This window comes from Actinoplanes sp. NPDC051513, from assembly GCF_044454685.1.
Taxonomy (GTDB): Bacteria; Actinomycetota; Actinomycetes; order Mycobacteriales; family Micromonosporaceae; genus Actinoplanes.
In genome coordinates this window covers 14,530-26,789 of the sequence record NZ_JBITDW010000027.1, presented here as the reverse complement: position 1 = coordinate 26,789, position 12,260 = coordinate 14,530, and the positions used below count along the sequence as shown (strand labels likewise).

Genomic DNA, 12,260 nt, shown 5'->3' with positions numbered 1-12,260 from the left:
CGGCCGGCGGGGCCTGCGAATCAACATCAACAGCGTGAGGACCCGCACCGAGTACATCGATGAACTCATTGTCCTGCTCCAGAGAGAAGGCACCGCGGCGCACTCCGAACAATCGCTCAGCCGGTAGCCGAAAACTGCATTTCAATCGCCCGCCAGTACAAGCGCGGACACCGGGGGCCCGCAACCCGAGTGATCACGCACCGGGCCGAAGCGGGCAAGCGCCCCCGACGGCATCGGACGGCTCGTCCGCCCCATGATCAGGTGGCTAATTGAGCGAACGGTCGAGGGTTTCGTGAGCGGTTCGGCGTCGTTGGCGGATCTTTGTGTCGTCAACGCCGCGGACGGGTCTGGGCAAAGGTGTCGCGGTCGGCGGGAGGGGTTGTTCCCAGGTGGGGATGGCACGTGCGCCTATGCCGTCCGGTCAGCTTGCGGGCGTAGCGGGTGCGGTGACGGGCTCAAGTCCGGATCCGGTTCGCGGTCAACAGCCGATCCGGTCATTCCGTCGTTGGGGGCTGCCGGGTATCGCAGGGCGGCTCAGTCGGCAATCATGCTGCCGGTTGCCGTCGGGTGTCGTCACGCGCTCGGACGACTTTCTCGCTGGAGCCAGAGCGTGATGTAGCGAGCCGGCACATCTTGGTGCGGATCCACTCGACTGTGCCGCCTCGCGCGGCTGGGCGGAGCGCCGGTCGAACCCCAGTGGCGGCGGTACGTGATGATGTCTGGGTGAGCTACGCCAAAGCCGCCGCCTCCAGATGGTCGGTGGTCGTTGTGCTGGGCTTGATCGGCCTCGTCATGTCGACATTGGTATTGTTGACGGTCTTTCTGCTTGGCGAGGGATTGGACAAGGCCGACAAGTGGGCGAGCATTGTCGGTGGGTATGTAGCGGCGGCCAGCCTGCTGGCGGCGGGGTCGTCGTGGCTGATACGCCGGGCCACGCGGAGGTCGCGGAAAGTCGATGGCGATCTGCTGGGTGCGGGGTGGCCGTCGGCGCCGGCTGGGGTATTCGGGAGTGCATCGCTGGTGGCGCCCGCCGCGGATGCAGCGCCGTGCGTGCGTGGCCGGGATCAACATCTGCAGAGGCTGCATCGGGCGGCTCGTCGTCCTGCGGGCAGGGTGCAGGTGTTGACCGGTCTTGGGGGTGTGGGCAAGTCGACACTTGCCCTGGAGATGTGTCGAAGGTTCGCTCGTTCCAAGGAGCGGACGGCGTGGTGGGTCTCCGCGACGGACATATCCAGTCTTGCCGATGGGTTGGCTAGCCTGGCTGGGGAGCTGGGAGCGGACCACGTTCACCTGATGGCGATCAGGTCAGGGGCGCCACGCGCGCGGGAGCGGTTGTGGGAGCTGCTGAGACGGGCAAGGCCGGGTTGGCTGCTCGTGTTCGACAATGTCGACGATCCGCGTACGGTGGGTGTCCTCCGCGATTCTGGCTTGGCGAGGTGCGCTGACCGAGGACTGGTCCTGGTCACGAGTCGGATCAACCAGGAACGGCTGTGGGGCAACGACGCCGAGGTGGTCGAGGTTGCGCTGCTCGCCGAGGACGACGCCGCCCAGGTGCTCGTGGACATGGCACCCGACGCCGGCGACCACGGCGACGCGCGGAGGCTTGCCCGCGATCTGGGCTACCTGCCGCTGGCGCTACATCACGCCGGAACCAGCCTGGGGTCGCCATTCGCGCTCTGGAGCTCGTTCGACGGTTATCGGGAGGCGCTGAACGAACTGGGCCTTGACCGGGTGCTCACCACCAGCCGCCGAATGGGCCACGAGGCGGATCACCGCCGAAGTGTGAAGCTGACCTGGGAGATGTCGCTGACCGCCCTCGCCGAGCACGGTCTGCCGCAATGCAGACCACTGCTGCGGTTACTATCCTACTATTCGGTCGCCGCTCCGATCCCGGAGAACCTTCTGCACGCAGATCCTGTCCGCGCGGTGGTTGGCTGTGACGGCTCGGCGGACGCACTGGATGTGCGGCGGCGTGTGCAGGAAGGTCTGGAAGGCCTCGCCGATCAGAGCCTCATCGCCAAACGCGACGTGCCTGGCCCGAGCGGGCGCGAGCGAGTGCTCACCCTGCATCCCCTCGTGGCCGAGACCATCCGCGCGAACACCGACGGCGCCGTGCGGACCGGTACACCACCGCCCGATTCAGTCGCGCCCGTTTACACCGCTGTCGAACTCGTCACGGTGACCCTCGAACCACTACGGTTCGATGACAACAAGGACTGGTACCGGTTCGGGTTGCTGGCCCCACACGTTCACGCACTCCTCAGGCCCGCCGACACCCACCTTGACCGCGATCATCTCGCTCAGCTGGTCACGGCTACCGCCCACGTAGTCGCCTCCTACGCCTGGAGTGGACTCGAAACAGCCGCCGAAACCCTCGCAGACGAAGGCCTCAAACACGCTGGCCGCCTCGGCGAAACCCACCCGTCGACGCTGCATCTGCGCAGCGAGCGCGCGTGGGCAATTGGTAGGCACGGCCGCTGGGAACAAGCCCAGGCCGAACTGCAGCGGGTTCTCGACGCACGCTCCCAAAGCCTCGGCGCGGAGCACCCCGACACGCTAGACACCCGACACAAGCTCGCCTGGGCCGCGGGCAGACTGGGCGACTGGCGGGCCGCCGAAGCGCAGCTCCGCGCGGTGCTCGACGCCCGCGTCGAGGTGCTTGGCGACGAGCAACCCGACACGCTGCACACCCGTTGCTGCCTCGCCTGGGCGGTCGGCCAATGTGGACGGCACGAGGAAGCCGAGACCGCCTACCACGACGTCATCTCGACCCGAGAACGTGTGCTCGGCAAAGACCACGTCGAGACCCTGGACGCCCGCCACTCGCTGGCCGAGTTGTATGTCCGGCATCGGCGCTTCCGCGATGCCGAGCAGATCCTGCAGAAGATCATCAAGGATCGTCTCCGGCTACTCGGCTCCCGACACCCCGAAACCCTGGACAGCCGGCCACGCTACTGGCTCGCGCGTGCCCTGCGTGGACAGGGACGCCATCGCGAGGCAGACCGTATCCTCCGACGACTCCTGGAGGATCAAATCCAATACCTCGACCCGCACCACCCCGCCATTGAAGCCACACGCCAGCAGCTGCGGACAGGGTCCGGCCCACATAAAGATCATTCAGCGACACCGCCAGTTCAGTGATCTGCCGCTGGCTACACGCGCCCGCTGCGGCGGATGGCCGTTACCGTCCGTACGGACGTGTTGGCGCCGGGCGACGTCCAGTGGTGCGCGGATACGCCGCATTGCGGACGGGTAGAGCCCGCCGTGTCGTGTCTTCTCGCGGTCCGGGCGTCACCGTGGTGCACCGGATCAGAAGCCGTGACGGCGGGTCGGTGTGTGAGCTCAGGAGATGCTTGACCATTCGTCGTCGGGACATGCTTGACGTCAGCTGGGGTTGGCTCCTTTGCCGCGGACGTGTAGGCGGGTGATCGGCGTGGTGTCTTTGCGGGGTCTGACGGTGAGTTCCTCGCCGTCGTGCAGGATCCGGTAGTAGGTGTGGCGAGGTGCAGCTTGGTGGTCAGGCCGCCGCGCGAGCACCCGAGGCCGTGGTTGTCGGGCTCGACTGCGACACCACCGGGCGGCTCCTTCTGCAGGTCCCCCTTTTCCTCGCTCCGGCGGCGTGCTGGTGGGCCCGGCAGACGGTGGAGTCGACGTTGAGGTCCCAGGTGATCAGGTCCTTGGCGTCGGCCCGGGCCTGGAGTTCGGTGAAGATGCGCTGCCAGGTGCCGTTGTGCTGTCAGCGGCGGAACAGGTCGTACGCCCGGCTCCACGGCCCGTACTCGGCGGGCATGTCCCGCCACGGGATGCCGGTACGCAAACCCGGAACCGTATGCCGTCGATCAGCCCCGCCGGGTTCATATCGGTGGCCTGCCGGGCTTATTGTCCTTTGGCAACAGCAGCTCCAGCATGGCCCATTGCTCGTCCGTCAGATCTCCACGCGCCACGAATCAAGATCATCTCACACCCAAGATCCATTTTCGACACGGGCCCTAGAGCGCGCCGCTCTCCGGACCGACGACCCCGTCCCCAGGCGCCGTTCTCGACCTCGTACCCACGATCCCAACGGCCGCTTCAGCGAAGACGACCGTCGCGGGCCGCCCTTGCGCGGTACGGCCTAGAGGCCGCGGCGGGCGAGTTCGTCCATCAGGTTCCGCTTGCGGCGGTGGGTGGCCTTGAACCTGGCCAGCTCCGCGCCGAAGTCGCCGCCGGCGCGGGTCACCAGGTCGCGCAGGATCAGCAGGAGGTTGACGACGCGCTCGTACGCCCGGTTACGGTCCCGGTCGTGGAAGACGAGGGCCTCTTCGATCTGGTTCCAGTACACGTCGATGGCATCCACGGGATGGTTCACCGCGCGGGCCTTGGCCGCCATGACCAGCGTGTGGCTCTCGCAGCCGTACCGGCGGGCGGTCGCCCAGGCCTCGTCCGGCTCACCCTCGGCGAGCAGGATCCGGACCAGCGTGTCCCCGCCGGAAAGGCGCGGCGTATCCCGGCGGAGCAGGTCGAGCACCCCGGCGCGCAGCGGCGTCCAGTTGACGCCGGCCCGGTCGGCGGCCTGCTTCAGCGCGCGGTACGCGGCCTCGGTGCGGGTGGCGGTGAAATGCCGGCGGCGCACCTCCAGGGCCTCGGCCAGGCGGTCCTGGCGGGTGTACAGGCGGGCCAGCAGCTCGACCACCGGGGACGCGGGGTCGCGCAGCGGAACCTCCGGGTGCCGGGCGCGCTCCAGCCAGGTCACCGCCTCGTCGGCACAGCCGGCGGCGACGAGCACCTCGGCGATGCGCGCGTACCGCTGGTAGGTCGACAGGTCGCCCGCCAGGAACGCCACATAGGCGTCCGTGTCACCGATGGCCTGCAGCACCTCGTCGGTCAGCGACCACACCGCGGCGGCGTCGCCCTCGTATCCGTCCAGTCGCGACTGGCAGGCGGCCAGCAACCCGGTCAGCCCGGCGAGGTCGCTCGCGGGCAGGCGATGGCGGTACATGGGATGAGCCAGCCGCAGCTCGACGAACCAGGCCGCGAACGCGGCGGGACCGGGCGGAACGGTTCCGCACAGCACGAGGTACGTCCGCCAGGCCACGCCCACGGCGTCGATCACCGGTGTCTCGTGGTCGACGGCATACTCGTTGACGTCCTCCGCGGCGTAGCTGTCGTCCGGGGCGCCATCGAGCGCCGCCAGCAGATACCGCAGCACCGACGGCAGCAGCTCGTGGGCGATGCCGGCCCGCGCCGCCGGCAGATGGCTCAAGGCGAACACCACCGCCCGGGCTTGCTCGGCGAATGCCGCACCGCCGATGGCCGCGTACCCCTCACCCAGCCGTTCGGTCCGCGCTCGCAGCTGCTCCGGCTCGCTCGCCGAGGCCAGCACCCAGAGGCGGTGGCGCAGCGCCGCGTCGTCCCGAGCCGCGTCGCGCAGCAGCTCGACCAGCTCCTGCCGGGTGCAGCCGTCGACGTACGCCTGAACCGCTGACCACTGCTCGTCCGGCCCGGCCTCCGCGGCCGGTCCCGGCGGGGCGGCGGCGGGCCGGTCGGGCGGCACGCCGTTGACGACGCGCAACCCGACCGCGACGCAATGCTTGCAGAAGTGCCCCTCGAGGCCCTGCGGGCAGTCGCACTCCCCCACCGGCTCGCCGCCGCGCCGCTGCAGGCACACCCGGTACCGCACCGCCGGGCTGCCGCTGCTCGCGACCATGGCGGTCACCGCATCGGGCTGCTCAACGAGGTCAGCGACCGCGCCCACAAGGTACCCACCCCGCTGGTAGACCGTCGCCCCAGCCCTACGGCGCAGGACGACATCGGTGAGCCACGCCATGGTCCAACATCATAGGAGAGCACATCTCGCTCGAATCCATCGAAGCGTCAACAAAGCCAACCCCGCGCCGGAGCGTTAACTCCCGCCGATGAGTCCGGCCAAACCCCCGCGGTCATTGGGCAACTCCCGGAACAGCAGAGACCGAGCTTCCCCCAGTTTTCCGGACACCTGAGGTGAGGTGGATGACGGCTTCCAGGAAGGATGTCGTGTCATGCCTGCTCCTCACCCTGTCGAGTTCCGTCTACGCGCGGCGCAGTTGGCCCGGACCGGGGACAAACCGGTCGGCGCGCTGGCGAAGGATCTCGGGATCCTTACACTTCTCTTGCGCCGCAAGAGTCGGTGATCATCACTGAGGTGATCTCAGCGGATCCGCGAATGTCTTTACGGCACAACCAGGTTCGAGGACTTCGTGGAGCGGATCGGAACCTCCGCACCCGCGGTGTCACGGGCGCTCAAACAGCTGGCGTCCGCACGGATCGTCGCGCGCGTTCCCTATCAGGAACCGGGCAAGCGGGCCCGCGATGAGTACCGGCTGACCGAGGCCGGCGAAGACCTGCTGCCGGTGTTCCTGTCGCTGATGCAATGGGGCGACAAGTACCTACAGGAGGGTCGCCCGCCCCTGTCATTCGTCGAGGCCAACGCCGGCCGTGCGATGCGAGTCCGCGTAACCGCCGACCCGGTCCCGGAGACGATGTCCAACGACATTGAGATCCGGCTGGACCCCGCGCAGCGCGGCTACAGTAGCGCGTCGCGACCGGCAGAACCTGGGAATGCCACGATTCTGAGACTGATCTTGATGACATCACGGTGAGATAACCGAGAGATCCCTAGTGGCACAAGATCGACATGTCACACGCGGCGAAAACCTACAAGGTCAACCACGGTACGTCACCGTCCGTGATCCACATTGCTCTGTTCAGGGTTGGTGACGTCGAGGCGCGCGGCGAGTTTCGTACCGGAGCGGTCCGGGTGGCTCTATAGCAACGACAGCAGCCGGAGCAGGCGTGCGGGCGTTCCCTACATCGGCCCACTGTCGCAGAACAGTAGGACTGGACCTGTCCTACGCGTGGTGCACGCTGGGCAGCATGCATACCACTAAGCCTTTCCGCGTCGACATTCCGCAGACCGCCCTCGACGAGCTTCGGCACCGGCTGGCCGGCACCCGCTGGCCCGACGAACTACCGGGCGTCGGCTGGGAGTACGGGGTCAGCAAGGGATACCTCACCGAGCTGGTCGAGTATTGGCGCACCGGGTACGACTGGCGCAGGCACGAGGCCCGGCTCAATGCGGTGCCGCAGTTCACCACCGAGATCGACGGGCAAACCGTGCACTTCCTGCACGTATGCTCGCCAGAACCGGACGCGCTGCCGTTGATCATCACACATGGTTGGCCGAGCACGGTGTACGACTTCCTGGACATCCTCGGGCCGCTGACCGACCCTCGCGCGCACGGCGGGGATCCGGCCGATGCGTTCCACGTGGTCGCCCCGTCGCTGCCGGGCTTCGCCTTCTCCGGACCCACCCGGCAGACCGGCTGGGGTGTCAGCCGCGTCGCACGGGCCTGGGCCGAGCTGATGTGGCGCCTGGGCTACCGCCGGTACGGCGCCCAGGGCGGCGACTTCGGCAGCATCGTCTCCCCCGAACTCGGTCGCATCGACCCGGAACACGTCGCCGGCGTCCACGTCAACGCGCTCGCTAACGCCGCGACGCCGACCAACCCGAGCGAGCTGGACACGCTCACCGACGCCGACCGGGAACAGGCCGATCAGAACCAGCGGTGGTGGTACACGCATTCCGGGTACGCCACGCAGATGTCCACCCGGCCGCAGACCATCGCGTACGCGCTCAACGACTCCCCAGCCGGCCAACTCGCGTGGAACTTGGAATGGTTCGTCGACTGGGACCCTGCGCAGAGCGACCGGACCCCAGTCGACCGGGACGCGATCCTCACCAACGTCAGCACCTACTGGCTCACCGCGACGGCGGGATCAGCCGCGCGCCTGTACCGGGAGTCGGGCGCGGAAGCGTGGGGAAAGCGCCCCGCACCCTCACCCGTAGCGACCGGGGTGGCGAACTTCCTCGGTGACCGGGCGGTCCGTGGCCTGGCCGAGCTTTCCAATACGATCACACACTGGTCCGCCTATCCCGACGGCGGCCACTTCGCGTCGCTACAGGCTCCGGATCTGCTGGTCGCGGACATGAGGGAGTTCTTCCGTGCGGTGCGGCCGCAGTAGCCCACTCCCACGACCGGCGTCGCCGCCCCACACGCTCCGCCAATAGATCATTCGATTCCGCAAGATAGCCTGAACAACCCGCAGCCCGTTGTTCCGGAGTGATTGCGGATGACCTGGCGGCGTCCAGACTTGGTTGGCGCGTGCGTCGATGGGTGCCACGCAGCATTACGGCCGGAAAAAGAACTCGAGAGCAATGCCGTCGGGGTCACGGAAGGCGACGACCAGCCCACCGCGACCCGCGCTGGCAACGGGCGTGTACGAAACGCCCTGGGCCGCCAGCCGGTCTTGCCAGGCGACAAGTGCTTCACGGTCAGGGACGTGGAAGGCGACATGGTCCAGGCCCGTACGCCCCGGGTCGAAGGCACCACCCTCGCCGGAAAAATGTTGGTGCAACACAAGCATTACGCCGCTGTCCGCATGCAGGCACAGCGTCCGCTTCCACTGCGGTGTGGTCTCGGTGTCGACCGGCTTGAATCCCAGGATCTCGCCGTACCAGCCGACGCTTCGGTCGTGGTCCTGCACCGACAGTGTCACGTGGGCCCAGCCCGAGATGGTCGTCATGGCAGTCAGCGTACGAGCAACTCGCGCGACGCCGGCGGCAGAGCTACTGCTCGCGTGGGCCCCGCCGCCATTGGGCAAAGGTACCTGCGGTTCAATGATCATCTGGAACTGGCGGGCCCCGATCCACCGAATCCGCCAACTGAACCTGGACACCGAGCGATGGAACCGTCCAGGACTACATGGCAGGTCCAGCTCACCTCCTACCCCGACCGCCACTCGCATTTGGACGGGACAGCCCGGCCCGAATCGCGGCGCTGGGTCCGGGACGTCGTCGCGGGGTTGTTGGCGCCGTTGCCGGTGAACAGCTGCTGGACGATCGCGGAACACGCTGGCGACGACAGCCCCGCAGGTATGCAGGACCGATCTCCTTCGGGGGCGTCGATGATCTCGGTCAATGCCCGTCCTTCTCCGCGCTCAAAGGTTTGGCCATGGTGGGCTGGTCAACTACAAGGGCAACTGAGCCTTTATACTGCACCAGTGTGCAGTATAGTGTCTGTGTGAGCAGCTTAGTGCACGACCAGGCAGGGTCGGACCGTCGTGTGGACGGCCATGGAGCGGATCCCGAGGACCTCACCGCACGCGCCCGAATCAGGGAGGCCGCGGTCGCGCTGTTCGGCGAGCTCGGGTTCGAGCGCACCACGTTCCGGGGCATCGCCGAGGTCGCGGGCGTGGCCCCCTCGCTCGTACGTCACCACTTCGGCTCCAAGCAGGGGCTGCGGGATGCCTGCGACAAACACCTGATCAAGACACTTCGGCGGCTCAACGCGCGCGTCGAGACCAACGGCCTCGACGCGGCCCCCGACATGCGGCCCTCAACCGCGCTTGGCCCCTACCAGCGCTACCTGGCCCGCGCCCTGAGCGAAGGAGCGGCCACGGCGCTGTTCGACGAATTCGTGCGCATCCACGAACAGTGGCTCGCGCAGGCGGACCGCGTCAGCGACGATCCCCCGAAGGCCGACCTGCGAGCGCGGGCGGTGGTGCGCACGGCGATGACGCTGTCCATCTCGGTCCTCCACGAACACGTGTCCCGCAGCATGGGTGCCGATCTCGCCGATCCAGACGGCGAACGCCGGCTCCTGCGGGCCATGCTCGACGTGTACTCCCAACCGATGCTCACACCACAAGAGGCCACCGCGGCCCGCGACGCACTGGACAAAGGAGAGACGCGATGACTCAGCTCGACACGAACTTCGCCGGCATCCGCAACAGCGCGTTCGTCACACTGCGCGCCCGCTGGCTCGACAGCCTGGACCGGCGCTCGATCCTGCACGATTCCTGGGCGAACAGCGTGGCCCAACAGCTGAACTTCGACTTCACGCAGCTCCCCCAGTTCGACTACACCCGCTTCACCATCGCCGCCCGCTCCCGCCTGCTCGACGAATGGGTCCGGCGCTTCCTGCCGGACCACCCCAAGGCGGTGGTGCTGGACGTCGGATGTGGACTCGACAGCCGGGTCCTGCGCGTCGACCCGGCGCCCGGGCACCACTGGTATGACGTCGACTTCCCCGACATGATCTCCCTGCGGGACCGCGTCTACCCCGAACGATCCGAGCACACCAGCATCGGAGCCGCCGTCGCCGACCCCGGCTGGCTGGAAAGCATCTCCGGCGACCGGCCAGTGATCGTCGTGGCGGACACCCTATTCATGTTCCTGCCCGACGACGAGCTGCGCCAGTTCCTGCGCCGCGTCGTCGACCACTTCCCGCACGGGGAGGTCGTGTTCACCGCGTACTCGGGCCTAGTCAAGCAGCGGGAGATCAAGAAAGGGCTTCCGCCGTTCTTCGAACGCAACGACATCAGGATACGCTGGACATACGACGGCCCGGATGACATCGCGCGCCTCGACGACCGGCTGCGCCTGGTGGAACGCCGCAGCCAGACCGAGCTGCGGCTACACCACGGCGCGCCACTGTACGACAAGCTGATGTGCACGTTCGTCAACATCTCCCCACAGGGCCGGTACGCCGGGACCATTCTCCGCTACCAGTTCTGACCGACCCGCCAACCCCTGCTCAGGATGTCCAGGATGTGGAGGTGTTCTCCCGGCACGCCGGCTCCCGGCACGCTGGTTCTGCCGCACCGTGTACGCCCCGCTATCTGACTGTCGACGCCGACCGTCGGTAACGAAATGCGCCCGTCTGGCGCCCTGCCGGCCGTCCGCGAAACCTGGCAGTAGGTAGACGAAGATTTTAGCCGCGACTATAATTACGGTCATGGTGGTGGATGACGACCGACTTCGCGATTGGATGGCGGACACTGCTGGTCATTTCGTGCGCCGCGGCTGGCCGCCGATCACCGCCCGGACGCTGGTGTGGCTCACCGTGTGCGATCCGCCTGAGCAGTCCCCCGCCCAGATCGCCGAGGCCGTGCAGGCCAGCCGCGGTTCGCTGACCAGCACGCTGCGGGTCCTGTCGACGGCAGGCATGCTCCGATCCGTCACCCGGCCCGGCGACCGCGCGACGTACTACCGCGTAGCCGAGGATGCATGGGCCAACTCCTGGCGCGAGCAGCTTGCCGGATTGAAGGCGTTCGCCGACCTCACCGGCGAAGGCATCGAGATCCTCGGTGCAAGCTCCCCGAGAGCGGCCCGGGTGCGCAACGCCCACGAGCTCTACCGCTTCCTCATCGAGGAGGCCGAGCCCTTGTGGCAACGGTGGGAAGAGCACACGAAGGCCGGAAAGGACAGTCATGAACTTTCTCAGCCTGTGGGGCGACGCCCGCAAGGCCGTGCGGCAAGGACGTCCCGGAATTGAGCGCCGGCAACAACAACGCCTGGCCGAGGCGATCGCTCACGCCCGCACGCACTCCCGCTTCTACCGCGAGCTCTACGACGGGCTCCCCGACCAGATAAGCGACCCGCGGCTGCTGCCGGTGACCGACAAACGCCACCTCATGGCCCGCTTCGACGACTGGGTGAGCGATCCGGACGTCACGCTCGAGCAGGCGCGCGCGTTCGCCGACGACCCCGCCCTGGTCGGCGCCCAATTTCGCGACACGTACCTGCTCACCACGACCTCAGGCACCACCGGAAACGTCGCGATCTTCCTCAACGACCGGCACACCCTCGCCGTGGCCGCGGCACTGGCGATCCGCGCGATCGTCGGCAGCAACGGCCTCACCCCGGGCATCGTGCTCAAGGCGCTCATCAAGGGCGGCCGCACGGTCAAGATCGCCGGCACCGGCGGCCACTTCGCCGTGGCGGCCGCCGAGATGGCCCAGCAGAGAGCCCACCAACGGCGAGGCAAGCCGCAGCTGTCCCACACGGTGCTCCTGAGCACCCTCTACAAGAGGGAGCAGCCGGTCCTACGCTACGACCTCGGCGACAGCATCCTGCGACGGCCCGATCCCTGCCCCTGCGGCAGCCCGTTCATGGCCATCCGCCTACAGGGCCGCTCCGCCTCGGTACTGACCTTCACCACCGAGAACGCAGAACGCGTGACGATCGTGCCGCTGGCCCTGGCGACCGCCGTGGAACGCACCTCCGGCGTCGAGCTGTTCCAACTTGGCTTTGGAGGTCTCCACCAGCACCGCTTGTAGGTCAGTGCTGACACCACCCGGACCAGGAGGGCACCCTAGTGTTGGTGGGAGTTGACACCACCCTGGCGGGCGCGCAAGCGGAGCTCGTAGAGCAGGCCAAGTGGCGGGAGCACCCCCAATCG

9 protein-coding genes and 2 pseudogenes are annotated in these 12,260 nt (G+C 67.7%); 8 read left to right on the top strand and 3 right to left on the bottom strand.

Features of this window, described 5'->3' with window-relative positions; all coding sequences use genetic code 11:
- Positions 1-723: 723 nt before the first annotated feature.
- Positions 724-3,141: a tetratricopeptide repeat protein gene (locus tag ACIA5D_RS43470; protein WP_396036513.1), complete on the top strand. Its 2,418-nt coding sequence runs from the start codon at positions 724-726 to the stop codon at positions 3,139-3,141.
- A gap of 356 nt (positions 3,142-3,497) precedes the next feature.
- Here the strand turns inward: ACIA5D_RS43470 and ACIA5D_RS43465 are convergent.
- Both ACIA5D_RS43465 and ACIA5D_RS43460 read right to left on the bottom strand, forming a co-directional pair.
- Positions 3,498-3,908, bottom strand: a pseudogene (locus ACIA5D_RS43465) (transposase); the annotation flags it as partial.
- A gap of 206 nt (positions 3,909-4,114) precedes the next feature.
- The gene (locus tag ACIA5D_RS43460) at positions 4,115-5,806 is read right to left on the bottom strand and encodes an SWIM zinc finger domain-containing protein (protein ID WP_396036512.1); all 1,692 of its coding nucleotides are present in this window, start codon (positions 5,804-5,806) and stop codon (positions 4,115-4,117) included.
- A 367-nt stretch (positions 5,807-6,173) separates the two neighbouring features.
- On the opposite strand from ACIA5D_RS43460, the gene ACIA5D_RS43455 reads away from it, so the two are divergent.
- Together ACIA5D_RS43455 and ACIA5D_RS43450 are read left to right on the top strand one after the other, a co-directional pair.
- Positions 6,174-6,617 (top strand): winged helix-turn-helix transcriptional regulator, encoded by a 444-nt coding sequence (locus tag ACIA5D_RS43455; RefSeq protein ID WP_396036598.1) that lies wholly within the window; start codon positions 6,174-6,176, stop codon positions 6,615-6,617.
- A gap of 274 nt (positions 6,618-6,891) precedes the next feature.
- Positions 6,892-8,040, top strand: a complete 1,149-nt coding sequence (locus ACIA5D_RS43450; protein ID WP_396036511.1) for an epoxide hydrolase family protein — start codon at positions 6,892-6,894, stop codon at positions 8,038-8,040.
- A gap of 165 nt (positions 8,041-8,205) precedes the next feature.
- Here ACIA5D_RS43450 and ACIA5D_RS43445 read toward each other — a convergent pair whose 3' ends face one another.
- Positions 8,206-8,601 carry a VOC family protein gene (locus tag ACIA5D_RS43445; protein WP_396036510.1) on the bottom strand — a complete coding sequence of 132 codons (396 nt, stop codon included), beginning with the start codon at positions 8,599-8,601 and terminating at the stop codon, positions 8,206-8,208.
- Positions 8,602-8,823: 222 nt separating this feature from the next.
- Between ACIA5D_RS43445 and ACIA5D_RS43440 the strand changes: the two are divergent.
- The 5 genes and pseudogenes from ACIA5D_RS43440 to ACIA5D_RS43420 form a co-directional block, all read left to right on the top strand.
- Positions 8,824-8,961: pseudogene (locus ACIA5D_RS43440) on the top strand (IS701 family transposase); the annotation flags it as partial.
- Between the two features lie 149 nt (positions 8,962-9,110).
- Positions 9,111-9,773 carry a TetR/AcrR family transcriptional regulator gene (locus tag ACIA5D_RS43435; RefSeq protein WP_396036509.1) on the top strand — a complete coding sequence of 221 codons (663 nt, stop codon included), beginning with the start codon at positions 9,111-9,113 and terminating at the stop codon, positions 9,771-9,773.
- Positions 9,770-10,594, top strand: coding sequence for a class I SAM-dependent methyltransferase (locus tag ACIA5D_RS43430; protein ID WP_396036508.1), 825 nt, complete (start codon positions 9,770-9,772; stop codon positions 10,592-10,594). Before ACIA5D_RS43435 ends, ACIA5D_RS43430 begins: the two co-directional genes overlap by 4 nt.
- Before the next feature lie 220 nt (positions 10,595-10,814).
- On the top strand, positions 10,815-11,354 hold the full coding sequence (locus ACIA5D_RS43425; RefSeq protein ID WP_396036507.1) for a GbsR/MarR family transcriptional regulator: 540 nt from the start codon (positions 10,815-10,817) through the stop codon (positions 11,352-11,354).
- Complete coding sequence (locus ACIA5D_RS43420; protein WP_396036506.1) at positions 11,290-12,138, top strand: hypothetical protein; 849 nt, start codon at positions 11,290-11,292, stop codon at positions 12,136-12,138. The genes ACIA5D_RS43425 and ACIA5D_RS43420 overlap by 65 nt, the downstream gene beginning before the upstream one ends.
- Positions 12,139-12,260 lie beyond the last annotated feature (122 nt).

Coding starts and splice junctions, on each gene's coding strand:
- ACIA5D_RS43460 (WP_396036512.1), bottom strand. CDS start 5,806: ATGGCGTGGCTCACCGATGTCGTCCTGCGCCGTAGGGCTGGGGCGACG.
- ACIA5D_RS43450 (WP_396036511.1), top strand. CDS start 6,892: ATGCATACCACTAAGCCTTTCCGCGTCGACATTCCGCAGACCGCCCTC.
- ACIA5D_RS43445 (WP_396036510.1), bottom strand. CDS start 8,601: ATGACGACCATCTCGGGCTGGGCCCACGTGACACTGTCGGTGCAGGAC.
- ACIA5D_RS43430 (WP_396036508.1), top strand. CDS start 9,770: ATGACTCAGCTCGACACGAACTTCGCCGGCATCCGCAACAGCGCGTTC.
- ACIA5D_RS43425 (WP_396036507.1), top strand. CDS start 10,815: ATGGTGGTGGATGACGACCGACTTCGCGATTGGATGGCGGACACTGCT.
- ACIA5D_RS43420 (WP_396036506.1), top strand. CDS start 11,290: ATGAACTTTCTCAGCCTGTGGGGCGACGCCCGCAAGGCCGTGCGGCAA.